Raw genomic sequence first — 24,262 nt, 5'->3', positions numbered from 1 at the left:
GCGATGACTCTGGCAGTTTTGTCGGCGGGTGCCGGTCTTGCCGTGAACACGCCACGGGCTCACGCCGACCCGACCGCCGGTCCGGTCGTGCATCACGTCAAGTACGCCGTCACCGCTGAGAATCCGATCTACACCGATATTTACTACTTGGACCACCAGCCGGACAGATTCTCCGATTACAGCCACAACCCTTACTTGTTCACGCCGCATGTCGACGTCGATCTCGGCCCGGGCAAGCCGCCGTGGACCTTCGATCTGGACATGACCAACCCCGACGCTTACGCGATGGTGGTGGCGAGCACGGGCACGGAGCCCGGCACGCCGGGGCTTCACTGTGTTCTGGCGGTGGATGGCGTTGTCGTCGTATCCAAGGACGGGCTCAAAGGCGTGCTCTGTTCGCTGCGCAACTGGTGAACCACCCAGGTTTCGGGTATTCCCGGAATCGGCTGCGGCTCGCCTTCGAGCCGACGCAGGTGACTTTCGACTAATTCGATGGTCTCGGCGTGACCGGCGGAAATGCCCACCGCGTTTTCGAGCACCAGGAATCTCGACAAGCTGGACATGAGCACGGCAACCACCACCGGCGGCATCTCTTCGCGGTCCACGCCATACTTCTGCAACGCAGTGGTCACCGCTTGCCGTTGCTCTTCGCGGAAACGCTCGGCGTAGTAGGCGATTTCGGCCCGCATCTCCTTGCGGTGATTGGCCAGCGCCATGAATTCCATTGAAATACGCGTGAATGCGGGGTCGGTGCCGAATCGCCACACCGCCCACAGCGGCTGGGGTGACTGCATCAGCTGTGCGTGCGCCTCGAGCGCTTCTTCACCGCGGCGCCGGAAGACCTCGAGGAATAACTCCTCCATGGTGCGGAAGTAATAGTGCACCAGCTGAGGTTTCAGCCCGGCTTTGTTCGCGAGGCGCCGCGAGGTGACGGCGGCGTAACCCTCTTCGATCATCAGTTGTTCGGCCGCGTCGAGCAGCAGACCGCGGTTCTTGGCGTCCGGCGCCCCGATCCTGCGGGCCGATGTCATGCCGCTGCTCCGTCCTGTCCACGCTCACCTGCCGACCACGGGAATCGTAGCGCGGCACGGCGTCGTGTCCTTGACCACGACATTACTGCCGTGCTAAGCAGATGCTCAGATTTCCGAAATCGGGGGCGGTGCCGCATGCCGCCGAACCCACCGGTAGACCGCCCAGGAGATGCAATCTATGAGCAACTACGAGTCGATCGACTTCTTCACCGATCAGTCTCTGGTCCCGGATCCGCACCCCTACTTCGACTACCTGCGCAGCGAAAACCCCGTGCTGCGGTTGCCGCACCATGGGGTCGTCGCGGTCACCGGCTACGCGGAAGCCACGGAGATCTACAAGGACCCGGAAACGTTCTCCAACATCGTCGCGCTCGGCGGACCGTTCCCACCGCTGCCCTTTACTCCCGAGGGCGGCGACATCAGTGCCCTGGTCGACGAGCACCGCAGCTACTTTCCGATGAACGAGCACATGGTCACGATGGACCCACCGGACCACACCAAGGCCCGCTCGGTGCTGGCCAAGCTGTTGACGCCGAGCCGGCTGAAGCAGAACGAGGAGTTCATGTGGCGCCTCGCCGATCGTCAGCTCGACGAGTTCCTGCACAACGGCGAATGCGAATTCATCGCCGAATACTCCAAGCCGTTCGCCACGCTGGTGATCGCCGACCTGCTCGGCGTGCCTGAAGACGACCACAAGGAATTCCGCGTTGCCTTGGGCGCCGACCGGCCCGAGGCACGGGTGGGCGCCCTGGATCACGAGTCGGTCGGGATCAACCCCCTCGAGTGGCTCGACGACAAGTTCTGCAACTACATCGAGGATCGGCGGCGTGAACCGCGCAGCGACGTGCTGACCTTCCTGGCCGAGGCGAAGTATCCGGACGGATCCACTCCCGAGGTCATCGAGGTCGTCCGTTCGGCCACCTTCCTTTTCGCCGCCGGGCAGGAGACCACGGCCAAGCTGCTCAGTGCCGCCCTGCAAGCCCTGGGCGACCGGCCCGAAATCCAGCAACAGATCCGTGAAGACCGCAGCCTGATCCCCGCGTTCATCGAGGAATCGTTGCGCATGGAAAGCCCGGTTAAGAGCGACTCGCGACTTGCCCTGCGCGACACCAACATCGGTGGCGTCGACATCCCCGCCGGCACTGTGGTGATGATCCTGCCGGGCGCGGCCAATCGCGATCCGCGCCGGTTCGAGAACCCGCACGAGTTCGACTTGCGCCGCAAGAACGTTCGCGAGCACATGGCGTTTGCCCGCGGCGTGCACTCCTGCCCGGGCGGACCGCTCGCCCGCGTGGAAGGCAGGGTCTCGATCGAACGCATCCTGGACCGGATGCCGCACATCGAGATCAACGAAGCCCATCACGGGCCGGCCGCCGAGCGTCGTTACAGCTACGAGCCGACGTACATCCTGCGGGGCTTGAGCGAACTGCACCTGTCGTTCACGACCGCAGAGGCGGCGCACCCGTGGCCTGAACCACTCCTTCGCGCGTACTACGCGAGCCGCATCCCGACGAAATAGCAGCTGAGCATCGCGACGGCCATCAGCACTATCCAGGCGTCGGTCAGCCGGCAGAGCAGGACCGGTGCGCTTCGCACCTCCATGAATTCGCGAAAGATGATGCGCACCTTGATGAGAGCGATCACGATAACGCTCGCTGTCACCACTGCGCTGGGCTTCAGCGACCCGGCCTGACCCTCTGCCGAATGGTCTATCCACAGGTAGCCGAGCGTGAGCAACGCCAGGATCACCCACACGATCAGCAGCCGCTTGTTGAATTTCACACTCACCTCACCACGTACAGCAGGGCGAAGATGAGCACCCACAGGAAGTCGACGGTGTGCCAGTAAGTTGCGCACGTTTCCACGACTTCCTGGGATTCCCGCGGTCTTGTTGCCGCACTTCGGAGTTGGTAAACGATGACGCCCAGGACAACGAAGCCGATCAGCAGATGGACGAAGTGAATGCCGGTGAGGAAGAAGTAGTAGGTGAAGAAGTCGTTGCTGTCCAACCCGTTTCCGCTGTTGACCAGCCTGACCCACTCGAACACCTTGAAGAAGAGGAACACCGCGGCGACTGCGGCCGTGATGAACACATCTCGCAGCGCCGCCCGGTACTCGCCGGCGCGCGACGACTGAACACACCGCGCTACCGACCACGAACTCAACAGCAAGACTAGAGTGTTGAAAACTCCGATGCGCAGGTCCAGGTGCGCCTGTGCGTGTATGAAAAGCTCGGCGTTACGGGCGCGGGAGAACAGGTAGAAGCCGAAATACCCTGTGAAAACCAAGGTCTCGAACAACACGAAGGCCCACATGTCGGGCTGACCGGGCACGAACCTGGGGCGCTGGTCCTTGTCGGCGAGGTCGGTCTTGAGATCGGTCATTGCGCAACAACCTTTTTCGGCGGGAAGTCCGGCAACTGTCCGGTGCCGAAGTCTTCGCGCCGGATCATCCGATACAGCATGACGACGAAGGTGACTTGGTAAATGCCGAACACGACCATGTCGAGCCACCAGGCAATCTCGCCGTCCCAGGCCAACACACCCCGCCGGAAAATCCAGCAGGGGGCGACGACGACTTCGGTCAGCGCGTTGCACAGGTTGAGGTAGCCGAACCACTTCGGGAACACTCGATTCTTGTCGAGCAGGATCGCGACCATCCAGATCAGCGAGCCGATCAGGAAGACTCCCATCGTTCCGTCAAACGACAAGAAGGCGAAATCGTAGAGCCAGCCGATCACCTCCGGGTTGCGCTCTGGTCGCAACGTCCCGACGAGAAGCGCGATGTTGAGCAGGATCATGCCGGGAACCGCACTGAGCGAGTAGATGATCAGATACGAGTAACCGAACGCGCGGCTGACCGACATGCGCCGCATTGAATATGCGATCAGGGCATTGTTGGTCGCGATCGCGCCGCTGATCGCGAAGATGATGCCGAAACCAAGCGGTATGCCCAGGTGGCGCTCCTGGAACCAGTGGACCTGCGTCGCGAGGTCCCAGGTGGGCTCCGGTGGCGGCTGAACTTGCGCGATGATGAAGAACACCGGGAAGAACACGTTGTAGAAGACGACGAGCACCCACCACGCCAACCAGAGTTCACGCTTGGGGTTGTGGCGCAGGTGCCAGGCGATTCGGTGATGCAGCGGGCCGGAAGGGGGCGTGGCCGGCGAGGTCGGCGGTGTGATTACCGCACTCACGCGTTGACCAGTTTGTCCGGGCGCCCGGGGTTCTCGGCGCGCTCGCGATAAATGGCCTGTCCCAATGCAACTCCCATCACGACGATCCAGACCGCGATGGCAACGTTCTTCACCCAGAACGACAGGAAGCCGTCCCACGCCAGCGGACCGGTCAGTGACACTGCGACAAAGGCTGCGGGCACTAACGCGGCGGCTACCAGAAGGTTGAAGTGGGCTACCCAGCGGGGAAACACGGGTCGCGCTTGATCATCGAAATAGATTGCCACAGCCAGGATCACACTCTGGCCGATCAGGAACGGGACCAGGATGGTGAAGGTCATCCAGCCGAAATCGTTGAGCAGCTGAGTCAGCTCCGGGCTGCGCTCGGGGCGAAATGCGGCCAGTAGCCAGCAGACATTGGCGACGAGAAACAACGTCGGACCGCCGGCCACGCAGCCCAGCATCGCGTAGGAGAAGATCGGCGTCCGGTGTGCCATTCGGCGGATCTGCAGCACGATCAAGGCCAGGATCGGGACGAGGCACACGCCGAACCAGTTGAACACGATCATGCTGTACCGGATCTGCGGGATGTGGGCCGGATCCCGGTAGAACGCGGCGACCTGTTCCGCCGGCATCGAGGGTGACATCGGCGGATTGAAGCCCGGAAACAGCAGGAACCCGGCGATCCACAGAATCACCGTGACGGGCAATGTCCACAGCAGAATGACCTCGCCGTCCCTAGGCCGCGGCGCCGCTCGCCGACCTGCTGCATCTCCCCCGCTGATGCCTGTCATCGGTGACTCCCTTCAGCACGAAATCGCCGCGCTAGATTCGCTCGTACCGAAGCTAGCCGTACGGCTAGCCTCGGGTCAATAGCCGGTCGTCTAGGCTCGTTCCGTGGGTACAGCGGAGCAGCCGGTCAGCGATGAAGCGCTGAGAGTTGTTCACTACAGCCCTCCCAGAACGCGGGTGCTCGATGCGGCGCTCGACCTGTTCGCCCAGCACGGCGTCAGCGGTACGTCGCTGCAGATGATCGCCGACGCGGTTGGGATCACCAAAGCTGCTGTGTACCACCAATTCCGGACCAAGGATCAGATCGTGATCGCGGTTACCGAGCGCGAGCTCGGACGGCTGCTTCCCGCGCTGGAGGCAGCCGAGGCGCACGGCAACGGACCGCAAGCGCGGGATGCGCTGCTGGAGAGCGTCGTTGAAATGGCGGTCCGCGACCGCCGGCTGGTGCGCACGCTGCAGTTCGATCCCGTCGTGGTGCGGCTGCTGGCCGAACACAAGCCGTTTCAACGCTTTATGGACCGGTTGTACGACGGACTGCTAAGCGATGCCGGCCTCGACGGTCGGATCGAGGCGGCCATGTTCTCCGGCGCGATCAGCACGGCGGTCATGCACCCGCTGCTGGCCGACATCGACGACGACACATTGCTCGAACGGCTTACCGTCATGATCAGGCGGCTTCTCGGGCTGCATCGAGAGGCCACCGAGTAGGGCCGAGTAGGGCTAAGTGTCGGCGCGGATCCAGCTCATAATGCCGTCATGGGCAAAACAGATCAGGAATAGGCCATCGGGCGCCTGTGCGACGTAGTTCTGGTAGTTCTCGCAGTTCGCGCCTTCCTCCTTGACTCCCGCCATCGGAGGTGACCGGAACCATCGCGGCTGATATCTCCTCGGCGAACCGCAGAACATGAGTCGACCGGGCTGCGAGGCGAAGGAGACATAACCATCCGCGACACCGAAGGCGTAGTAGGTGGTGTTGTCACACGGCGCCCCGAGGACCTGATGCGGCATGATGCCCGGCGTGCAATCGGGGTAGTCGCAGACGGTGGGCCCGGCCAACGACGGCGGCGCCGCCAGCACACCGGTGCCGAGCAACGCGGCAATGAGGGCCACGATTAATCGCACCCGATTACTTTGCCACACCTGAAAAGAAAATTCTCCTGGTTGGAGAAGATCGCGCACGCGGGAACGCCAATCCATGCCAGGGCCCTCGAACGCTATTGCGCCTCTTTTCCTGACGACCGCGTATTTCCGCATGTAAAAGCGATGGCAAGCGGCCAACCGATCAGGCCTTGCGCCCGGGCCGAAGTGATAAGCTGCCTCTCCGTGCACGATCCGGACGGGCCCGACGCCGACGATTGTGGTGACCCGGCGGATGTGACCAATCCCGATGAACCACAGTCGCGCTCGGGGGTCGACTCCGCGGTCCCGGCGCCCGCATCGGAAACGGCCCCAGAAGACGAAGTTGCCGAGGCTGAAGCGCGCGCCGAGGCGGCTAAGGCACGCCTGGCACGGCTGCGCCAGGCAGCAGAAACCGGTGCCGTGTCCCCAGATGCCAAGCAGCGCCGCGCAAAGTCGCTTCGCCGTCCAGCGCGCAAAGCAATAGCTGTTGGCGTCGGCATCGTGATCGCCTGCGCATCTGCCGGTGCGAGCGGTTACATGCTGTGGCAGCACCGCTCCGTGGCGCATCATCGCCAGCTCGCCGTGGAGTTTGCTGCTGCCGCCCGGCAAGGGATCACGGCGCTGATGTCGATTGACCCCGATCATGCCAAAGCGGACGTCCAGCGCATGATCGATGCCACGACGGGGGACCTCAACGGCCAACTGTCGGCGATCTCGGTACTGATGGTCAAAAAGGCCCAGGACTCGAAGATCGGCAGCAAGGTCACCGTCGAAGCTGTCGCCGTCGAATCATTGAGCGACAATTCAGGAGTCGTGCTCGTGGCGGCGAAAACCGATGCCACTGGTCCGGATAACGAGAAGCCGCCGCCGGCCTTGTTCCGGCTGAGCGTCACCTTGAACCGCGACCACGGCCAGCTCAAAATGTCGAAAATTGACTATCTCTCATGACTGTCGAGCATGGTTCGTCGCTGGGGGCCACCGAAACACCTACTGACGACCCTGAAATTCCGCCCGCCGGCACGGCGGCGCGCATGCGTCGGCTGGCAGCGATCGGCCGCCGGTTGTTGGCGAAATGGCGTTCGATAATCGCGACAACGTTGGTAATTGCCACCGTGGGGGTTGCTGCCGGTGTGTACATCGTCGTGTACCGGCCGGATCAGCGGGTCGACGACGCCGCGGCACATCGCGCAATCCAGGCGGCGTCAGACGGTGCCGCGGCGGTGTTGACGTATTCCTATGACCATTTGGATCGCGATTTCGCCACGGCGAAATCGCATCTCACCGGCGAGTTTTTGGCCTACTACAGCAAATTCACCGCCGATATCGTCGGGCCGACCGCGAAGGAGGGGCACCTGACGGCGTCGGCCAAGGTGGTTCGGGCCGCGATTTCGGATTTGCATCCCGATTCGGCTGTCGTGCTGATTTTCGTCGACCAGACCACGGCCAGCATGCAAAAGAAAGATCCCGCGCAGAACAAAAGCGCCGTCGTGGTCACGCTGACAAAGGTCAACGGTTCCTGGCTGATCGCGAAATTTGAGCCGGTCGGGTGAGTGCGTCCCTAACCGTTACCTGGTCGGCCAAAACGGTGTAACGTCAACGCTCGAGAATTATGCGCTCTAGGAGTTCCTGATGCGTTCAGCTAAGACACTCACCACCGCAACGCTGGTGGCCGCCACCGTATTTGGCGGATTGGCCACTGCCTCCACGGCCCAGGCAACAACCAAGGAAGAAGTGGCCCTTAATGGGACGTATCACGTTACGTCCATCGGTGATTGGGCCCAGCGAAACGATCAATACTTCGGCGAGCCGACGGTCTACCAAACATGGACGATCAGCTCGACGTGCGACTCATTCCAGGAATGCCACGGAACGGTGCGAAGCGACCAGGGATGGACCGCGCCCCTCTATCTCAATGATGGGCAGGTGTGGAAGGCGAGACGCGAAGTGCCGAATTGGGAGCGGTGCGAGGACGGTACCGCGTTCCCCGGACAGCAGACCTTCTCTTTCTTCCCTGTGAACGATAACGGTGGATTTCAAATCGGGTCGCGGACCTTGTCCGGCAAGGACAAGACGGTCGGGCCAAGCGGTGCTTGCGGGCAAAACCAGTGGCTTGACATCGCGATGCCGTTGCGGCTGGATCAGGTCTCCTGACCAAGCGGTCGTAGCTGCACCGCCACCGTCGCTTCCCAGCCCCCTCAGCGGCGTCAGGTGGGAAGCATGTCCTTCCACGTCTTGGGCGCTTTCGCAGGCGCGAGATCCGACTGCTCGTACAACTTCCCGTCCGGACCGACGTAACGACCAGTGCGCGGATCGTACTTCGCCACCACGATCGACGGCGCGGGCTTAGATCCGTTGGCTCCGAACGCACTTGGCGCGGCCTGCGGCTGTCCAGCGTCGACTTGATCCGGTGGTGCGGGTGCCGCGGGTGGTGCCGGTGGCGGCGGCGGTGTTGCGGGAAGCTCACCCGCTGCGGGAACGTCGAGTGGCGCGAAAGTCGGGAGGTCCGCCGACATCGGCGATATGGGTCTCAGCGTTGGTCCCGACGGCACCGGCGGTACAGCCGCTCCCACCGTGCCCGATGGTGGATTTTCTCCCCGCGGGCCCGCGGGTGTGCCGCGCGGCACCGCTCCCGGCGGCAGCGGCGTTCCCTGCACCGGTGCGAAGATTCTGTTGTCGCCGGTGATCCGGTCGTCGGGCGGCACACCCTGGGAGAGCAGATTCGGATCCAACGGGTAGGGGCCGAGCGTGTGCTGGCGCATCGCCAGCGGCATGAACGGCTTGTCGCTGTTGCAGATTTCGACGGTGGGCGCGCGCTTACCCGGGTGACCCATGCAGGGGTAGTTGCGCGCACCGCGAACAGCCATCGGCGAGTCCTGCGGAAGCTTGCAATACAACCCGTCGGGGGTGTCGATGTCGCTGAGGTCGTCCGGGGATCGCCACGTGTTGGGCGGCATGAAGCTGACCGTGCAAATAGGCGGGTCGTCGATCGTTAAAGCGAAGTCACCCACGGCTTTACCGTCGGGATGGTTTTCGCCCGTAGCGGCCTGCTCGATAGCAACCGCCGACGGCAGCAATACCAGCAGCTGCTCGATCGAGGGGTGATAGGTGACGCCGATCTGCCCGATGGTGGTCAGGTTGGCAAGCAACACCGGCAGCGTCGGTTTGATTTGTTCGAGAAGCCGCGACGCTTCGTTCGCGGCATCGGGACCGTTTCGCAGGATGGTGCGGAAGTGGGAATCGTTGTTCGCCAACACATCCGTGATTCCTGCGAAGCTACGTGCCCACGTCCTGATCGAATCGGTGGTCTGTTCCTGTGTATCCAAGAGCGGCCCAGTGTCTTCGGTGAGTGCCTTGGTGCGATCGACGACGCTGTTGGAGTCGCGGGACAGTGTCTCCGACGAATCGATCAGTGAGCCCAGGTCGTAACCGGAACCGTTGAAGCCCTGGAAGGTCTCGTCGAGCAATTGGCCGAGTTTGGTCTTAGGGATGCTGCCGACCAAGGCATTGAGCTGCTCAAGCATCGGCCCGACCGCTTGCGGAATCGTCGTGTCGCGCGCGGCGATAACCGAGCCGTCGTGCAGGTATGGCGGTGAATCGGTTTTGGGCCGTAGGTCAACATACTGCTCACCTACCGCGGAGACGCTGAGTACCTCCGCCGTCAGGTCCGCGGGAACTTTGGGTGAAGTGTTAAGGGACAGCGTCGCTTTCGCACCGGTCGGCGTCAACCCCACCGAGGTGACCTTGCCGAGCTGAACGCCGCGGTAGGTCACATTCGAAAACTGGTACAGGCCGCCGGTAGCCGGCAGCTCCAGCGTCACCGTCATCCGGCCGATGCCCAACAGGGTGGGCGCTTGGATGTAGAACAAGACCATCGAGATCACGCCGATGGTCCCGACGATCGTGAAAATCCAAAGCTGGAGCCGGACAAAGCGCGTCAGCATCTATCCACCACCTCCCGTCGGTGCCGTTGCCGGCGACGGGCCGGGCAGCGGTGGCGTCTGACCAAGACTCGCGTCGGGCGTCTGGGCCGGTGGTGGCCCGGGCAGCGGACCAAATCCCGGCGGCGGCGCGGGCAGCGGCAGCGCATTGGGGTCGATCCACGGCGGCCGCACGGGGTCGTGCAACGGATCGAGGGTGTAGTTCATTCGATACGGATCCCCGGGCTCCGGTGGTACGGGCTCGTCCAGCTGGCCCCAGTGGGTCCCCAACAGCAATCCCTTCTTAAGCCGTGGGATCGACAGGTCGAGATCGACGTGCAGGTTGAAGTAGTCGCCGCGGACCGCGCGGTCGACGAAGTTCTGGGTGAACGGGAACACGAAACCCGCCGCGATCGCCATGCCGAACTCCGGTCCGACGTCGGCGAGCGCCTTGATGGCCGGCTCCAGGTTTTTGAGGTTCTTCACCAGGTCGTCCTGCGCGTCGTTGACCAACCGGGACGCTGTGTTGCTGAACGCCCGAAGGTGATCCAGCGCTTCCGTCAGCCGCGGGCGTTCCTTGATCAACACATCAAGGGCCGGCGGAATCTTATGCAGCGCCTCGGTCAACACGTCCCGCTGCGCGGCGAAGGTGCCCGATAGCCGGTTCAATGCCTGAATCGACTCAACGATGTTGTCGCGTTGCTGATCCAGCGTCCCCACAAACGTGTCCAGACGCGTCAGCAGATCACGCGCCGCACCCTCATGCCCGGACAGCGCGGCCGAGAAGTTGTGAATGACCTCCCCGATCTGTCCCAGTCCGCCGCCGTTGACCACCGCGCCCAGCGACGACAACGTCTGCTCGGTCGACGGATACGCGGTCGAGCGGCTCAACGGAATCGTCGCACCCGGCTGAAGCCGACCCGTTCCCTGCTGGCCCAGCGGCGTATTGAGCTCCACATGCATCGAACCCAGCAGACTGGTCTGCCCGACGGTGGCCACCACATTGGCCGGAACCACCACATCGCGCTTGACCGAGATCTCGACGTCGGCATGCCAACCCTGCACCCGCATCTCACCGACACTGCCCACGACCACGTCGTCGACCATCACCGGCGAATTCGACTCCATCGTGCCAACATTCGGCAACTCGACGTGATAAACGTTGGCCCCCGGCCCACGCCCGACCGCTCCGGGCAACGGCAACGAATTCAGGCCATGGAAGGCACATCCCGACACCGACAACGCCACACAACAACCGACGACGAGCGCCCGTCGCACCGCAATCCGCGCGATCATTGTTGTGGCCCTTCGGCTGGCAGCAGCATGTCCGACAGATTCGACGCCGGTGGTGGCGGCGGCGGCATCGGCGTCGACGGTGGGGGCGGCAGCGGCATCGCGGCGCCCGGTATCCGCTCCGGTGGTACCGCGCCCGGCGGTCCCACCGGATCACCCGGCAGGCCGGTGTAGGCCGACACCGCGGGCGGGGTCTCCGGCGATCCGGGTTTCGGGCCCTCGCCGCCGGGCGCCAGGCGTGGTTCGGTGTAGAGGATCTTGGACGGGTCCATGGACTTCTGCAGAATGAAGTTGATGGGCAGTGGCGAGTTGTTGAAGTTGAGCAGTCGCAATCCCGGACCGAGGAACAGGGCGCACAGCTTGCCCGATTCGACCGCGGTGACGTTCTCGATGGCACCGATCTGGTCGCAGCCCGGGGCCGACAGCAGCAGCTGTCCGCCCCAGGTGGGATTCGCGAAGTTCATCAATCCGAACCCGCCGACGATGGTTCCGGTGTCGGCGTTGTAGTCATTGAAGAAGTTGCCGAGCGAATTCGGCGCGCCGTGCAAGATGTTCTCCAGGGCCATGTGGTGATCAGCCAGGTTCTGTGTAACGTCGGCCAGCCTGGCAATCTGCTCGCTGGTCTGGTTGCGAGTGCCGGCGATGAATCGCTGCACCTCGCCGACCGCGGTCGACAGATCTGTCAGCGCCGCATCGAGATCGGATTTGCTGTCGTTGACCACGCTGGTGAGCGTGGCCAGGCGATCGTTGAACTGCACGATCTGGATGTTGCTGTCCCGCAGCGCGCCGACGAAGGTCTGCAGGTTCTTGATGATGTCGACGATGTTGCCGCTGCCGTTGGCGAGGATCCGGGCGACCCCGGACAACTGACCGAGCGTCTGCCGCAGCTTGTCGCCGTTACCGTCGAGCGCGTTGGCGGCGCTGTCGATGAACCGGCCTACTGAGGTGCCCGAGACACCGCTCTTGGGTCCCAAATCCGTTGCCAGCCGCATCAACTGGGTTTTGACTTCGTCCCACTCGACCGGGACCGCGGTCCGTTCGACCGGTATGACCGCCCCGTCGTGCATGACCGGCCCGCGATCGCGATAAGCCGGTGTGAGTTGGACGTAGCGGGAGGCCACCAGATTCGGGGCGACGACTACCGCCTTCGCATCGGCCGGAATGGGCACGTTGCGATCGACCTTCAGGGTCATCTTCGCCTGTGTGCCCTGCGGCGTAATCGATTCGATGTTACCGACTTTGACACCCGATACCCGTACCTCGTCGTGGGGGTAGATCGCGGTGGCGGTGGTGAAAAAGGCGGTGATCGTCTTCTGCCCGAAGAACATACTACGGACGAGCACGGCCGCGCCGGCAACGATCAGCACGACCAGGGCGACCGCCGCGAGGGCCGCCAGCCTTCTGCGCGGGATGGTCATTGCGATCCACCGACCCGTCCGCCCAATGTACAGCCGGGGCACATCGGAATTGCGTTGTACGGGAAGGGAACCAGCGACCGAGGTACCGGCGAAGGGAAGCCGGGACCGCGAGAGGTGTCGAAGGTGCGGAAGCCCCAGAGATAGTCGAAGAACGGTTGGAAGTTTTGCGGCGCAAGGAAGTTCGGGACGAACGCCGAGTAGGCGTACATGCTGGCGATGCCCTCACCGACCGTGATCTGGAATTTGGCCAGCCCCGGCAGCGCTTTGGCGATGTTGTCGCGGTTCTTCTCCAGTACCCCGAGCACCCTGTTCAGCCTCTCGAGGGTCGGCGCCAATGTGGCTTCGTTGTCGTGCACCAACGCCGTCAGCTGCTTGGCCACCACCGACGTGTTGGCCAGCAAGTCCACGATCTCCTGTCGGCGCGCCACCAGGACTTGCAGCAACGAGTCGGAGTTGAGGATGAGCTTGTTGACCTGCTGGCTGCGCTCGGAAAGAACGTTGGTGACATCTGCAGCACTCTTGAAGAGCTCGCCCAGGTTCTTGTTGCGACTGTTCAGGGTGCGCGATAGCCGGGTGAGTGCGTCGAAGGCCGGCCCCATCTGGGGTGCGAGCTGGTCGAGTGTCGCCGACAAAGTGTCCAACGACTGATTGAGCGCGGTGGTGTTGGTTCCCGCGGTGTCCGAAGTCAGGTCGCTGACCGCTTCAGTCAACGAATAAGGAGAGGAGGTGCGCGAGACGGGAATGACAGTCAGCGGGTGCATCGTGCCGCTGCCGGCGGACTCCAATGTCAGCATCCGCTCGCCCAGCAGCGAGCCGGTGCGGATATGCGCGGTGGTCTCCGAGCCGAGGAGGACGTCGCCCTTCGTCGTGAACGTCACCAGAGCATCGCCTTGCTGCAGCGAGACATCCGACACCGTGCCGACCTTCATCCCCGACACGATCACGGGGTTGCCCGCGGCAATGCCGCCGGCCTCCGAAAACAGTGCCTGGTACCTGACCATCGTGGCCCATGAAATGAACCGGTCGGGCGACAGGCCCACCAGGATCACCAGCACCGCTAACACGACGCCGATGAATCCGGCCTTTACCCGGCCACCTCCGCGATACTTGAGCATTAGGGTTCCGTGCACCTTCCCGCATCAGACCTAAAGACGTTGGCATGCACCGTTTTGCCCTGAAGATCCGTCCCGCGGAGTTCCAACTGGCACAGGTAGTACGGGATGGTGGCGCCGGCTACGCCGAGTCGGACCAGCTTGCGGTAGTTGTTCGGCGCCTTCGCGATCGCGGCGTCGAGGCGGTCCTTGTCTCCATCGAGTATCGGAGCCAGCCGATTCAACTCCGCGATGGTGCCCGACAGCGGCGGCCGCGCGCTGGACAGCAGGCTGGCCAGCGAGGCGGTTCCCCTGTCCAGGGCGTCAATGGCGGACCCGATGGTGTTGCGGTCATCCGACAGCCCACTGATCAGCTGCTCGAGGCGATCGACCGCGCCGGAGAACTGTTTGCCGTCCTTGGAGACCGTGCCGACGACGATGTTGAGGTTGTCGATCAGCTGCTGCACGGTTTGATCGTTGTCCGCCAAGGCGTTTGAGAACGATGTCGTCTTGGCGAACAGCGATTCGAGGGTCGCGCCTTGGCCCTGGAAGACCTGCAACAGTGCTGAGGTCAGCGCGTTGACGTCGCGAGCATTCAGGCCCTGGGTAACGGGTTTCAGTCCGCCCAGCAGCAGATCGAGGTCAAGCGCCGGTTGGGTGCGGTTGACGGGAATCTGACCGCCGGCCGACAGCAGCTTGGGTGAGCCGGGGCCGTCGATGAGCTCGAGGTAGCGATCGCCCACCAGGTTGAGATAGCGGACCGCCGCCCTGGTGCCCTCGGTGAGGACGATGTTGCGGTCGGCGTCGAACTTCACCACAACTTTCTTGTCCGGTTGCAGCGAAACGCTATTGACCGTGCCTACCCGGATTCCGGCGACCCGCACCGACTGCCCCGGCTTGAGACGCGAGACGTCGGTGAACACCGCCGAATACCCGTTCGTCGAACCGGTCCGGTACTGACCGAAGATGAAGAACAGGAAAGCGGTGAGGATCGACATCACGACCGCAAAGATCCCGAACCTGATCAGCGTGGGGCGCATTCTCATCCGGGTTGTCCGATCTGAGCCGGGTTGCGTGGCGGACCGGCGATCGGGCCGTACAACAGCTGTTTGAGAAGGTCGGAGTTGAGCAGCGTCTGCTGGTTTCCGTACCCGACGGGGTTGGCACCGGTATCGGCGATCAACTGCGGGGGGTTCGTATTGAACGGCAGCTTCGGCAGACCCACGCACCGCGGGCCGCCCGTCGCCGCAACCTTGGGCAGGTTCGTCGGATACCGATAACGTTCGGCACCCAACGTAAGGCTTGCCGAGATGTTGATGCTCGGTTCCGACAACGGCGCACCGTGGCCAATCTGTATGAGCCCACCGAAACTACAGGTGAGCGCTTCGTGGTACTCGTTGAGCAGATCGGTGGTCGGCACCAGCAGGTGCATCACATCCGTCAGCGGCTGCCGGTTCTGCGACAGCACGTCGTTGCCGATGTCGGCCAGGCCGATCGCGCTGATCAGCAGTGCATCCAGGTTGTGCTGCTCCTCGACAATCGTCTTGCTGATCCGGTTCGTGTTGGACACGGTCCGCACCAGGTCCGGTGCGGCGTCGGCATAAGCGTTGGACACCGCCGGCAAGACCGCGAAGTCATGACGGAATGCGGGCAGGCTCGGCTCCAGCCTCGCCAGGAATGAATCCAAGTCGGTCAGGGCCTGGCCAAGCTTTGCACCCCGGCCGCTGAACGCTTGAGCCAGCGCACCCAGTGATTCGTTGAGCTTCGGCGGGTCGATCTGGGAGAGCACCGACACCAATTGCTGGAACACCGTGTTGATTTCGACCATGACGTGCTGACCCTGCAGCGTCTGGCCGCTGTGTAGCCGCTGCGTCGAGGGTTGAGCAGGTTCCACCAGCAGGACGGACTTCGCGCCGAACACCGTTGACGAGGCGATGTCGACCAGCACGTTGCTGGGAATGAAGTGCAACTGCGACGGATCCATCGCCAAGTGAATAGCTGCTTGGCCGTTGGGCAGCGATTCGATCGAGGCGACCTTACCCACCTGCACGCCGCGCATCTTGACCTTGGCGTCCGGGTTCATGACCAGGCCGGCGCGCTGCGAAATCACGGTCACCGGTACGGATTCGGTGAAGGAGCCCCGGAACAGACCCACCGCGAAGGCGAAGATGACGGCGACGACGACCACGGTGGCAAGACCCGCCAGCGGGCGCACGTAGGACTGGGCACCGAAGTGACGCCCAGGCGACGCGGCGACAGGAGACGCGCTACTGGCCGCTTCAGACCGGTCTATGGGACCGGGTCCGAATCTGTCTGTCACGTCTACCTCCTAACCGGACAGGTTGAAATTGCCATTCGCACCGTAAATAGACAGGGAGACCAACAGCGTTACGGACACCACGACGATGAGCGAGGTACGTACCGCGTTACCGGTCGCGTTGCCGACACCGGCCGGTCCCCCCGAAGCGAAATAGCCGTAGTAGGTGTGAATCAGCAGGATGGTGAGCGCCATCAGGATGGCCTGCAGGAACGACCACAACAGATCAATCGGGTTCAGGAACGTGTTGAAGTAGTGCTGGTACAGACCCTGCGACTGTCCGAGCAAGAACGTCGTGGTGAACTGACTGGCCACGAACGACAGGATTACGGCGACGCTGTACAGCGGCGTGATCGCCATCATTCCCGCCATGATCCGGGTGCTCACCAGATAGGCGATCGGCCGAATTGCCATGGCCTCCAACGCATCGATTTCTTCGTTGATCCGCATGGCACCCAGCTGGGCGGTCACCCCGGCACCGAAGGTGGCGGCGAGACCGATGCCGGCGACCACCGGTGCCGCGATGCGCACATTGATGAATGCGGACAGGAAGCCCGTGAGCGCCTCGATGCCGATATTGCCCAGCGACGTGTACCCCTGAATGGCCAGCGTGCCGCCCGCCGCCAGCGTCAGGAAGCCGACGATCACGACGGTCCCGCCGATCATCGCCAAAGTGCCCGCGCCCATGCTGATCTCGGCGATCAGCCGGATCACTTCGCGCCGGTAGTGGGTAGCCGCGAACGGCACCCCGGCGAGCGCCTTCCCGTAGAACAGGGTGTGGTCGCCGATCCGGCCCAGCGAGGCGACCGGCTTCTCGAATTGGCGGACCAATCGTGGATATGCAGCCCTCAGTGCCATCGGCAGGCCCCTACTTCGCCGTCATCTTGATGCCGATCGCGGTGACAACCACGTTGACGACGAACAGGGACATGAAGGCATAGACCACCGTTTCGTTCACCGCGTTGCCAACGGCCTTAGCGCCACCGCCGGTGATCGACAGGCCTCGATAGCAGGCGACCAGGCCGGCGATGAGGCCGAAAAGGGCTGCCTTGACGCATGAGATGACCACCTCGGGTACGCCGGTGAGCAAGGTGATACCCGCGGCGAACGCGCCGGGATTGACGTCTTGCACGAACACCGAAAACACATAGCCGCCAAGGACGCCGATGATGACCACGAGGCTGTTGAGCAGAAACGCGACCAAACCCGAGGCCAGCATGCGCGGGGTGACCAACCGCTGAATCGGGTTGATGCCCAGCACTTCCATCGCATCGATTTCTTCGCGAATCGTTCGCGATCCCAGGTCCGCACACATCGCCGTGGCACCCGCGCCCGCCACGATCAAAACCGTGACCAACGGACCAAGCTGAGTGACAGCACCGAACGCCGCACCCGCACCGGATAGATCCGCCGCGCCCAGTTCCCGCAACAGGATGTTGAGCGTGAAGCTGACGAGGACGGTAAACGGGATTGCGACCAGCAAGGTCGGAGCCAGCGACACCCGTGCGACAAACCACGACTGCTCCAAAAACTCCCGCCACTGGAACGGCCGGCGGAACGCGAACTTCACCGCGTCGGCCGACATCGCGAATAACGCCCCGACCGCCTGCATGGGACCCGAGAAGTCCCACTTCAATTTCAGCGCAGGCAATCCCGTTGACCAGTGGTCAGCGCCCTTAGTCGCCATCCGCGTCAGTCCCTTCCCACGCTACGAGACCGACAGTCTTGTTGTTGCACAACGGCTGAGGTAAATTCGGTTGAACGCCAGCGCCGAAATGCCCACCGGGGGGCGGGAACCCGACCTTGAGCGCCGGCGAGACAGGCGTAACCAGCACGCACGCCAGTCCTCCGATCCGTCGCGTGAGAAAGCGTCCGGTCATTGTGACTCATGCCACGCCCGTGCGGAGCAAAAAACGCATAACCGTTATCGAACGCGCAAACATCTCAGTCAGCTCCACTCTCAGGTAACCGCGCCGGCGGTTTTGAGTTCGATGATGCGGTCCCAGTCGAGTCCCAATTCCTGCAGTATTTCGTCGGTTTGCGCGGCGAATCCGGGCGCGGGCCCGGTGTGCGGTGCGGTGAGATCGAACTGGACCGGGTTGGCGACCAGTTCGAGTTCGCCTGCCCGGACAACATATTCGTTGGCCCGGATCTGGGCGTCATCGACTGCCTGCAGCGTGTCTTGCACCGGCGCCCAAGGCCCGGCCAACGTGGCAAAGCGTTCGCTCCACTCGGCAAGCGTGCGGGTTGCGATCACCTTGGTCAAGATCTCAACTGCTTCTGCCGTATTCGCGGTGATCTGCTCGATGGTGGCAAACCGCGGATCATCGGCCAGCTCAGGCAGGTCAATATGCCGGCACACATCGGCCCAGAATTTCGTCGGCTGCATCATCACAAAGGAGATGTAGCGGCCGTCCGATGTCGTGTACAGCCCGACCAACGGGTTGTTGGGTGCACCGTGCACACCGGGCGGTGGTGCTTCCAGTCGTTGGTTCAGGTGCTTGGTCAACGCGACGGTGTGACCCATCGACCACAGCCCGCTGCCCAGCAGCGACACGTCGACGACGGAGGGTTCGCCGGTGCGCTCGCGCTTGAGCAGTGCGGCGGCAATGCCGCCGGCGAGGTTGGTCCCGGAGATCGTGTCGCCGTAGGCAGGTCCGGGTGGCGCGATCATGCCGGGCATCCCGGTCGGGGTGATGGTGGCTGCCGTTCCGGCGCGGCACCAGAAGGCGGTCATGTCGTAGCCGCCCTTGGTCGCCTCTTCACCGCGTGGTCCGAGCGCGCTGCCGCGCGCGTAGATGATCGACGGGTTCACCGCGCGGATGTCGTCGACATCGATGCCGAACTTCTGCCGGGCACCGGGCAGGAAGCTCGTCAAGAACACGTCCGAGCGGCGGGCCAACTCGTAGAGGACGTCCTTGCCCCCGGGAGTCGACATGTCGAGTCCGATGCTGCGCTTGCCGCGGTTGGCGTGCTCGATGTTGGGATTCGGATCGCCTTCGACGCGCAGCATGCCGGTCTGCCGAAGTCCGCGCTGCGGGTCGCCCGTCACCGCGTGCTCGACTTTGACTACGTCTGCGCCCCATTCGGCCAGCACCGCGCCCGCCGACGGGACGAACCCGTACATGGCGACTTCCAGCACCCGAATGCCCTCCAACGGCCTCATTTGCTGCCTCCCGTCACCGGGACGGAAAGGGGGGCGCCGGCGTCCGGAGCGTGCCCGGTGACCTCCCCGGTGGCAGCATTGATCGAGGGGAATGTCTTGTCACCCGCGGCGAGCCGGCCATCGATCAACAGTCGGCGGGATACCTCTGAGCTTGTCGTATCCGCGACGTCCGACACTGTGACCTGCACTGGCATTCGGCTCCTCTTGTGGTGACGATCACGAAAATTTCATTCTCTTCCCGGGCGAATCTTACATTCGACTCTCGAGAATTCAAGAAAGTCATAGGAATGGGACAAGGTCACTGACCAGCGCCCCAGGGCCAGCAAGGGAAGCGCGTAACCGGCCTCAGCCCAGGCTGCGGCGCGTTTCGTCGGCATGTTGCACGCCACTTCGCTGCGAGAGTAAGGTTCTCATAATTGCGAAGGAGATTCTTTGTGACTGAGATGGCCGCATTGAGCCCAGGGGCCATGGCGTGAAGACCGCAGTGGTCACCGGTGGCGGCTCCGGGATTGGTCTGGCGGTGGCCCGCCGGCTGCGCGCCGACGGTCTGGACGTCGCGACCGTCGATCTGAAGCCGTCGGACGCCGAGCTGTCGTTCACCGCCGACGTGACCGATCGATCCCAGGTGGATGCCGCGCTGTCGGCGATCCGCGCGCAATTGGGGCCGATCGCAGTTCTGGTCAACGCCGCGGGCCTGGATGGATTCAAGCGCTTCAGCAACATCACGTTCGAGGACTGGCAGCGTGTCGTCGACGTCAACCTTCACGGCGTCTTCCATATGACCCAAGCGGTGCTGCCCGACATGGTCGAGGCGGGGTGGGGTCGGATCGTCAACATCTCGTCGTCGAGCACACATTCCGGCGCTCCCTATATGTCGCACTATGTCGCGGCCAAGTCGGCGGTCAACGGGCTCACCAAGTCGCTGGCTCTCGAGTACGGTCCCAGCGGAATCACGGTCAACGCGGTGCCGCCCGGCTTCATCGACACCCCGATGCTGCGCAGCGCCGAGCAACGCGGCTACCTCGGCGACATCGACGAAACCATCGCGCGGACCCCGGTACGCCGGATCGGCAAGCCCGAAGACATCGCTGCCGCCTGCGCGTTCCTGATATCCGAGGAAGCCGGCTACATCACCGGTCAGATATTGGGCGTCAACGGCGGTCGAAACACCTGAGCGATGTCGTCAGCCGGACTACCGTAACGCCAGCCACACCGCAGCCCCCAGGAGGAGACATCATCGTGAAGGTCTGGGTTGATTCGCAACGCTGCCAGGGTCACACCCTGTGCGCGATGATTGCGCCGGATTCATTCGTGCTCAGCGACATTGACGGCAGTTCGTCGGCGGTCAATGAGGTGGTGCCGGCCGACCAACAGGACCAGGTGCGCGAGGCGGCGCACTCGTGCCCCGAGCAGGCGATCATGATCACGAACGAAACCTAAAGGGAGATAGCACCTTGAGCGTCGACGATGTGGTGAGCGACGGCGACCGGAACAAGCCGACGTACCACTTTGACCGAAACGCCCCGGAGTACCGGTCACAGTTCAAACAGATCACCGAGGAGATGCACGCCAAGTGCCCGATGGCGTGGACCGAGACGTACGGAGGGCACTGGGTCGCGGCCGGCAGCCACGAAGTCTTCGAACTCGCCCGTTGCCCGGTGGTCTCCAACGACCACGACATCCATAACGAACGCCGCGGCTACAAGGGCATCTCCATCCCGACGGCGAGCCGCGTCGCCGCGGTGCGCGGGGGCATCCTCGAGATGGACGAGCCCGACCACCGTACCTACCGCAACGTGTTGAACCCCTACCTGTCGCCGGCCGCGGTCAAGCGCTGGGAACCCTTCATCCACGACATCACTCGCGCGTGCCTCGACGAGAAAATCGAAACGGGCAGCATCGATTTCGTCGACGACCTGGCGAACGTCGTGCCTGCCGTGCTGACATTGGCGATGCTGGGCATTCCGCTGAAAAAGTGGGCGCTGTACAGCGAGCCGGTGCACGCGGCGGTCTACACGCCGGAGCACTCCCCCGACATCGAAAAGGTCACCGCGATGCACCGGGAGATGGGCCTCGACATGGTCAACAACATGATCGAGATCCGCGAGAATCCGCGGCCGGGCATCGTCAACGGGCTGCTGCAGTTGCGGATCGACGGAGAGCCCGCCCCGGATCTCGAGATACTCGGCAACCTCGGCCTGGTCATCGGTGGGGGCTTCGACACCACGACGGCGCTGACCGCCCACACCCTGGAATGGCTTTCGGAAAACCCCGCCGAGCGCGAGCGGCTGTCCAAGAACCGGGACGCCCTGCTCGACTCCGCAACCGAGGAATTTCTGCGTTACTTCACCCCGGCCGCCGGTGACGGCAGGACCTTCGCCGACGACGTCGAACTTGACGGCAATCATTTCAAAGAGGGTGAACGGCTGTGGATTTCGTGGGCCATGGCCAATCGCGACCCCGCACTGTTCGCCGACCCCGACGAGATCGTCCTGGACCGTAAAGGCAACCGTCACTTCAGTTTTGGCCTCGGTTTGCACCGATGCAAAGGGTCCAACGTGGCGCGTACGGTATTCAAGTCCATGCTGACGGCGGTTCTCGACCGGATGCCCGACTATCGATGCGACCCCGAAGGCACCGTCCACTACGAGACCATCGGCGTCATCCAGGGTATGCGGAAGCTGCCGGCGACCTTTACTCCTGGCACCAAGATCGGCGCTGGCCTGGACGAAACGCTGGACAAGCTGCAGCGCATCTGCGACGAGCAGCAACTGGCGCTGCCGGTCACCGAGCGTACGGACGTCGCCGTCATCGACTAGCAGACCTAGGCGCACCCGCCGTTGACTGCCGCGGTTTTTCCGAGTAGGCCTGTTCAGCATGACCGCGCCTTATATTTGAGGCCAGCGCGTGTGCACAGATGGGAGACCCTCCGGTGAAGACTTTCGCAGCGAGCCTTGCGCTCGCCACGGCTGCTCTGGTTGCCGCGCCGACCGCCCACGCGGACATGTCCATTGGCAACTACCGGGTGGACACGACCCGGGAAACCGGGCACCTCTGGGTCTGGGCCCTTGCGACGTGCACTCCTAAAGCGCCGGGATGCCTGACCATTGAGGCGGTTCCGCAACCCAACGGGCAAGCGGCACCGTGGAAGTCAGACGCTCACCTGTCCAACGGCCGCTACACGATGACTGTTGATGTGCCCGACGGTGTTCGATGCGTGGTGCAGTTCTTCCCGTCGCATGACGTCTATTCGTGGGATGCGGTGACGCTCGCGGGTGAGGTCGTCTCCACATTCAACACGGGTTGCAACGGCGCGCCCGGGGGCAGCAACACCTATCCGTTTACGCTCGTGCGATGGTAGCCGCGTGAGACGTTTATCAACGGGGAGCAAGCATTTTGGCTGAGGCGAAGAAACCGCCGCAAGACGCCACATCGAAAGCCATGGCGTTGATCGCGGAAGCCGAGGCCGAAGCCGCCGAAGCCGAAGCACTGGCCGCCGCGGCGCGTGCCCGCGCCCGGGCCGCCCGGCTCCGCCGCGAGTTGCAGGACGCGCAGGCGCAGACCGCCGAAACCGCCGAAGAAGCCCCGGAAGCCGATGGGGCCGCGGCCGATACCGCCGAGGCGAAGATCGATGACACCGACACCGACACCGACGCAACCGGCGCCGACACCGAGGAATCCGACACCGACGCAACCGGCGCCGAGGAATCCGACACCGAGGACGCGCGCACCGACGAGGACGCCGCCGACTCCGACGACACGGCGACCGTCACCGGCGTAACCGATACCGCCGAGGCCAAGAGCGAGGCAGAAGCCTCCGACGAAACGCCGGAAGACGCCGAACCCGAACTCGAGTCGGCCGACTCCCGACGACGCGTGCGGTGGCCATCACTGTCCGTGGCGTGGAAAGCGGCGGTCATCCTTCTCATCTGCGTATTCGTCGGGGCGAGCGGATACATGTTGTGGCAGCATCATGAAAACACCGAGCGCAACCAGCGCATCGCGAACTTCGTTGCCGGGGCCAGACAAGGTGTCGTCAACATGACTTCCTTGGACTTCAATCGGGCCAAGGAAGACGTCCAGCGGGTGATCGACAGCTCGACCGGCCAGTTCAGGGACGATTTCCAGCAGCGCTCAAAAGATTTCACGACCGTCGTCGAGCAGTCCAAAGTCGTCACCCAGGGAACCGTGAATGCGGCGGCCGTGCAATCCGTTGACGGGAATTCCGCACTGGTACTTGTGGCCGCGACGTCGCGGATCACCAACGCGGCGGGCGCCAAAGACGAACCACGAAGGTGGCGGCTGCGGGTGACCGTCACAGAAGACGGCGGGCAATACAAGATGTCCAAACTGGAGTTCATTCCATGAGCAAGGACGACGACAGCGTCGACGCTGCCGACGACTCTTCGGATCAAACGGAACAGGGTGGACGTAGCGAGCCACGCACGTCGCGCAGGGTGAAAGTCGTTCCCGTTGTTCTGGTTTTGCTCCTGCTGCTATCCGGTGGCGCGGCGACATGGCTGTACTTCAAGCAGTACCGACCCGACAAACAAACCGACGCCAGCGTCGCGAGCGCGGTCGTGAGTTCGGCGTCCGACGGAACGGTCGCGTTGCTGTCCTACTCACCCGACACACTCGACAAAGACTTCGCCGCCGCCAAGTCTCACCTGTCCGGGGACTTCTTGTCGTACTACAACCAGTTCACCGAACAGATCGTGGCTCCGGCAGCCAAACAGAAGTCACTGAAAACCAACGCCCGGGTGTTGGGAGCCGCGGTTCAGGAATTACATCCGGACTCTGCCGTCGTGCTGGTGTTGGTCGATCAGAGCACCACGAGCAAGGACAATCCCGACCCGGCGATGTCTTCCAGCAGTGTGCTGGTGAGTTTGATCCGCGTCAACGGCAACTGGCTGATCACCAAATTCGACCCGGTCTAGAAGATC

General features: G+C 63.2%; 28 protein-coding genes. 12 read left to right on the top strand and 16 right to left on the bottom strand.

Annotation, left to right across the window (positions count from 1 at the left end; translation table 11 throughout):
• Positions 1 to 3 precede the first annotated feature (3 nt).
• A complete protein-coding gene (locus SKC41_RS11785; RefSeq protein ID WP_330978848.1) occupies positions 4 to 414 on the top strand; it encodes a hypothetical protein in 411 nt (136 codons plus the stop codon).
• On the opposite strand, the gene SKC41_RS11780 is transcribed toward SKC41_RS11785, so the two are convergent.
• Complete coding sequence (locus SKC41_RS11780) at positions 330 to 1,031, bottom strand: TetR/AcrR family transcriptional regulator (RefSeq protein WP_330977795.1); 702 nt, start codon at positions 1,029 to 1,031, stop codon at positions 330 to 332. The genes SKC41_RS11785 and SKC41_RS11780 overlap by 85 nt on opposite strands.
• Before the next feature lie 178 nt (positions 1,032 to 1,209).
• Here SKC41_RS11780 and SKC41_RS11775 point away from each other — a divergent pair, with 178 nt between their 5' ends.
• Positions 1,210 to 2,550: a cytochrome P450 gene (locus tag SKC41_RS11775; RefSeq protein ID WP_330977794.1), complete on the top strand. Its 1,341-nt coding sequence runs from the start codon at positions 1,210 to 1,212 to the stop codon at positions 2,548 to 2,550.
• Here SKC41_RS11775 and SKC41_RS11770 read toward each other — a convergent pair.
• Genes SKC41_RS11770 through SKC41_RS11755 form a run of 4 tightly spaced genes read right to left on the bottom strand, consistent with a single transcriptional unit; the run spans position 2,523 to position 5,000 of the window.
• On the bottom strand, positions 2,523 to 2,819 hold the full coding sequence (locus SKC41_RS11770; protein ID WP_330977793.1) for a cytochrome C oxidase subunit IV family protein: 297 nt from the start codon (positions 2,817 to 2,819) through the stop codon (positions 2,523 to 2,525). The genes SKC41_RS11775 and SKC41_RS11770 overlap by 28 nt on opposite strands.
• Complete coding sequence (locus SKC41_RS11765; RefSeq protein WP_330977792.1) at positions 2,816 to 3,415, bottom strand: cytochrome c oxidase subunit 3 family protein; 600 nt, start codon at positions 3,413 to 3,415, stop codon at positions 2,816 to 2,818. The genes SKC41_RS11770 and SKC41_RS11765 overlap by 4 nt, the downstream gene beginning before the upstream one ends.
• Positions 3,412 to 4,227 (bottom strand): hypothetical protein, encoded by an 816-nt coding sequence (locus tag SKC41_RS11760; RefSeq protein ID WP_330977791.1) that lies wholly within the window; start codon positions 4,225 to 4,227, stop codon positions 3,412 to 3,414. The genes SKC41_RS11765 and SKC41_RS11760 overlap by 4 nt, the downstream gene beginning before the upstream one ends.
• On the bottom strand, positions 4,224 to 5,000 hold the full coding sequence (locus SKC41_RS11755; RefSeq protein ID WP_330977790.1) for a hypothetical protein: 777 nt from the start codon (positions 4,998 to 5,000) through the stop codon (positions 4,224 to 4,226). Before SKC41_RS11755 ends, SKC41_RS11760 begins: the two co-directional genes overlap by 4 nt.
• A 103-nt stretch (positions 5,001 to 5,103) precedes the next feature.
• Here SKC41_RS11755 and SKC41_RS11750 point away from each other — a divergent pair, with 103 nt between their 5' ends.
• The gene (locus SKC41_RS11750) at positions 5,104 to 5,706 is read left to right on the top strand and encodes a TetR/AcrR family transcriptional regulator (RefSeq protein WP_330977789.1); all 603 of its coding nucleotides are present in this window, start codon (positions 5,104 to 5,106) and stop codon (positions 5,704 to 5,706) included.
• Positions 5,707 to 5,718: 12 nt separating this feature from the next.
• On the opposite strand, the gene SKC41_RS11745 is transcribed toward SKC41_RS11750, so the two are convergent.
• Positions 5,719 to 6,108 carry a hypothetical protein gene (locus SKC41_RS11745; RefSeq protein ID WP_330978847.1) on the bottom strand — a complete coding sequence of 130 codons (390 nt, stop codon included), beginning with the start codon at positions 6,106 to 6,108 and terminating at the stop codon, positions 5,719 to 5,721.
• Positions 6,109 to 6,321: 213 nt separating this feature from the next.
• Between SKC41_RS11745 and SKC41_RS11740 the strand changes: the two genes are divergently transcribed.
• The 3 genes from SKC41_RS11740 (at position 6,322) to SKC41_RS11730 (ending at position 8,268) form a co-directional block, all read left to right on the top strand.
• Positions 6,322 to 7,065: a hypothetical protein gene (locus tag SKC41_RS11740; RefSeq protein ID WP_330978846.1), complete on the top strand. Its 744-nt coding sequence runs from the start codon at positions 6,322 to 6,324 to the stop codon at positions 7,063 to 7,065.
• A complete protein-coding gene (locus SKC41_RS11735; protein ID WP_330977788.1) occupies positions 7,062 to 7,667 on the top strand; it encodes a hypothetical protein in 606 nt (201 codons plus the stop codon). Before SKC41_RS11740 ends, SKC41_RS11735 begins: the two co-directional genes overlap by 4 nt.
• A 79-nt stretch (positions 7,668 to 7,746) precedes the next feature.
• A complete protein-coding gene (locus tag SKC41_RS11730; protein ID WP_330977787.1) occupies positions 7,747 to 8,268 on the top strand; it encodes a hypothetical protein in 522 nt (173 codons plus the stop codon).
• A 53-nt stretch (positions 8,269 to 8,321) separates the two neighbouring features.
• Here SKC41_RS11730 and SKC41_RS11725 read toward each other — a convergent pair whose 3' ends face one another.
• From SKC41_RS11725 to SKC41_RS11680, 10 genes are all read right to left on the bottom strand, one after another.
• Complete coding sequence (locus SKC41_RS11725; protein WP_330977786.1) at positions 8,322 to 10,058, bottom strand: MCE family protein; 1,737 nt, start codon at positions 10,056 to 10,058, stop codon at positions 8,322 to 8,324.
• Positions 10,059 to 11,330: an MCE family protein gene (locus SKC41_RS11720; RefSeq protein ID WP_330977785.1), complete on the bottom strand. Its 1,272-nt coding sequence runs from the start codon at positions 11,328 to 11,330 to the stop codon at positions 10,059 to 10,061.
• Positions 11,327 to 12,745, bottom strand: coding sequence for an MCE family protein (locus SKC41_RS11715; RefSeq protein WP_330977784.1), 1,419 nt, complete (start codon positions 12,743 to 12,745; stop codon positions 11,327 to 11,329). Before SKC41_RS11715 ends, SKC41_RS11720 begins: the two co-directional genes overlap by 4 nt.
• Positions 12,742 to 13,860, bottom strand: coding sequence for an MCE family protein (locus tag SKC41_RS11710; RefSeq protein ID WP_330977783.1), 1,119 nt, complete (start codon positions 13,858 to 13,860; stop codon positions 12,742 to 12,744). Before SKC41_RS11710 ends, SKC41_RS11715 begins: the two co-directional genes overlap by 4 nt.
• Positions 13,860 to 14,882 carry an MCE family protein gene (locus SKC41_RS11705; protein WP_330977782.1) on the bottom strand — a complete coding sequence of 341 codons (1,023 nt, stop codon included), beginning with the start codon at positions 14,880 to 14,882 and terminating at the stop codon, positions 13,860 to 13,862. The genes SKC41_RS11710 and SKC41_RS11705 overlap by 1 nt, the downstream gene beginning before the upstream one ends.
• Complete coding sequence (locus SKC41_RS11700) at positions 14,879 to 16,051, bottom strand: MCE family protein (RefSeq protein WP_330978845.1); 1,173 nt, start codon at positions 16,049 to 16,051, stop codon at positions 14,879 to 14,881. Before SKC41_RS11700 ends, SKC41_RS11705 begins: the two co-directional genes overlap by 4 nt.
• Positions 16,052 to 16,165: 114 nt before the next feature.
• The gene (locus SKC41_RS11695; RefSeq protein ID WP_330977781.1) at positions 16,166 to 17,011 is read right to left on the bottom strand and encodes an ABC transporter permease; all 846 of its coding nucleotides are present in this window, start codon (positions 17,009 to 17,011) and stop codon (positions 16,166 to 16,168) included.
• 10 nt (positions 17,012 to 17,021) lie between these two features.
• Complete coding sequence (locus tag SKC41_RS11690; protein ID WP_330977780.1) at positions 17,022 to 17,840, bottom strand: MlaE family ABC transporter permease; 819 nt, start codon at positions 17,838 to 17,840, stop codon at positions 17,022 to 17,024.
• Between the two features lie 273 nt (positions 17,841 to 18,113).
• Positions 18,114 to 19,319 carry a CaiB/BaiF CoA transferase family protein gene (locus SKC41_RS11685; protein ID WP_330977779.1) on the bottom strand — a complete coding sequence of 402 codons (1,206 nt, stop codon included), beginning with the start codon at positions 19,317 to 19,319 and terminating at the stop codon, positions 18,114 to 18,116.
• A complete protein-coding gene (locus SKC41_RS11680; RefSeq protein ID WP_442931591.1) occupies positions 19,316 to 19,513 on the bottom strand; it encodes a hypothetical protein in 198 nt (65 codons plus the stop codon). Before SKC41_RS11680 ends, SKC41_RS11685 begins: the two co-directional genes overlap by 4 nt.
• A gap of 278 nt (positions 19,514 to 19,791) precedes the next feature.
• Between SKC41_RS11680 and SKC41_RS11675 the strand changes: the two genes are divergently transcribed.
• The 6 genes from SKC41_RS11675 (at position 19,792) to SKC41_RS11650 (ending at position 24,256) form a co-directional block, all read left to right on the top strand.
• Positions 19,792 to 20,493: an SDR family NAD(P)-dependent oxidoreductase gene (locus tag SKC41_RS11675; protein WP_330977778.1), complete on the top strand. Its 702-nt coding sequence runs from the start codon at positions 19,792 to 19,794 to the stop codon at positions 20,491 to 20,493.
• A 65-nt stretch (positions 20,494 to 20,558) separates the two neighbouring features.
• Positions 20,559 to 20,759 (top strand): ferredoxin, encoded by a 201-nt coding sequence (locus tag SKC41_RS11670; protein ID WP_330977777.1) that lies wholly within the window; start codon positions 20,559 to 20,561, stop codon positions 20,757 to 20,759.
• Positions 20,760 to 20,773: 14 nt separating this feature from the next.
• Positions 20,774 to 22,138, top strand: coding sequence for a cytochrome P450 (locus SKC41_RS11665; RefSeq protein WP_330977776.1), 1,365 nt, complete (start codon positions 20,774 to 20,776; stop codon positions 22,136 to 22,138).
• A 98-nt stretch (positions 22,139 to 22,236) separates the two neighbouring features.
• Positions 22,237 to 22,680: a hypothetical protein gene (locus SKC41_RS11660; protein ID WP_330977775.1), complete on the top strand. Its 444-nt coding sequence runs from the start codon at positions 22,237 to 22,239 to the stop codon at positions 22,678 to 22,680.
• Positions 22,681 to 22,715: 35 nt separating this feature from the next.
• Positions 22,716 to 23,687 carry a hypothetical protein gene (locus SKC41_RS11655; RefSeq protein WP_330977774.1) on the top strand — a complete coding sequence of 324 codons (972 nt, stop codon included), beginning with the start codon at positions 22,716 to 22,718 and terminating at the stop codon, positions 23,685 to 23,687.
• Entirely contained in the window at positions 23,684 to 24,256 is a 573-nt protein-coding gene (locus SKC41_RS11650) for a hypothetical protein (protein WP_330977773.1), read from the top strand. Before SKC41_RS11655 ends, SKC41_RS11650 begins: the two co-directional genes overlap by 4 nt.
• The last annotated feature ends 6 nt before the right edge of the window (positions 24,257 to 24,262 follow it).

It is taken from the genome of Mycobacterium sp. 050128, from assembly GCF_036409155.1.
GTDB lineage: Bacteria > Actinomycetota > Actinomycetes > Mycobacteriales > Mycobacteriaceae > Mycobacterium.
The sequence above is the reverse complement of the archived record's forward strand: the minus strand, read 5'-3'. Positions and strand labels throughout refer to the sequence as shown.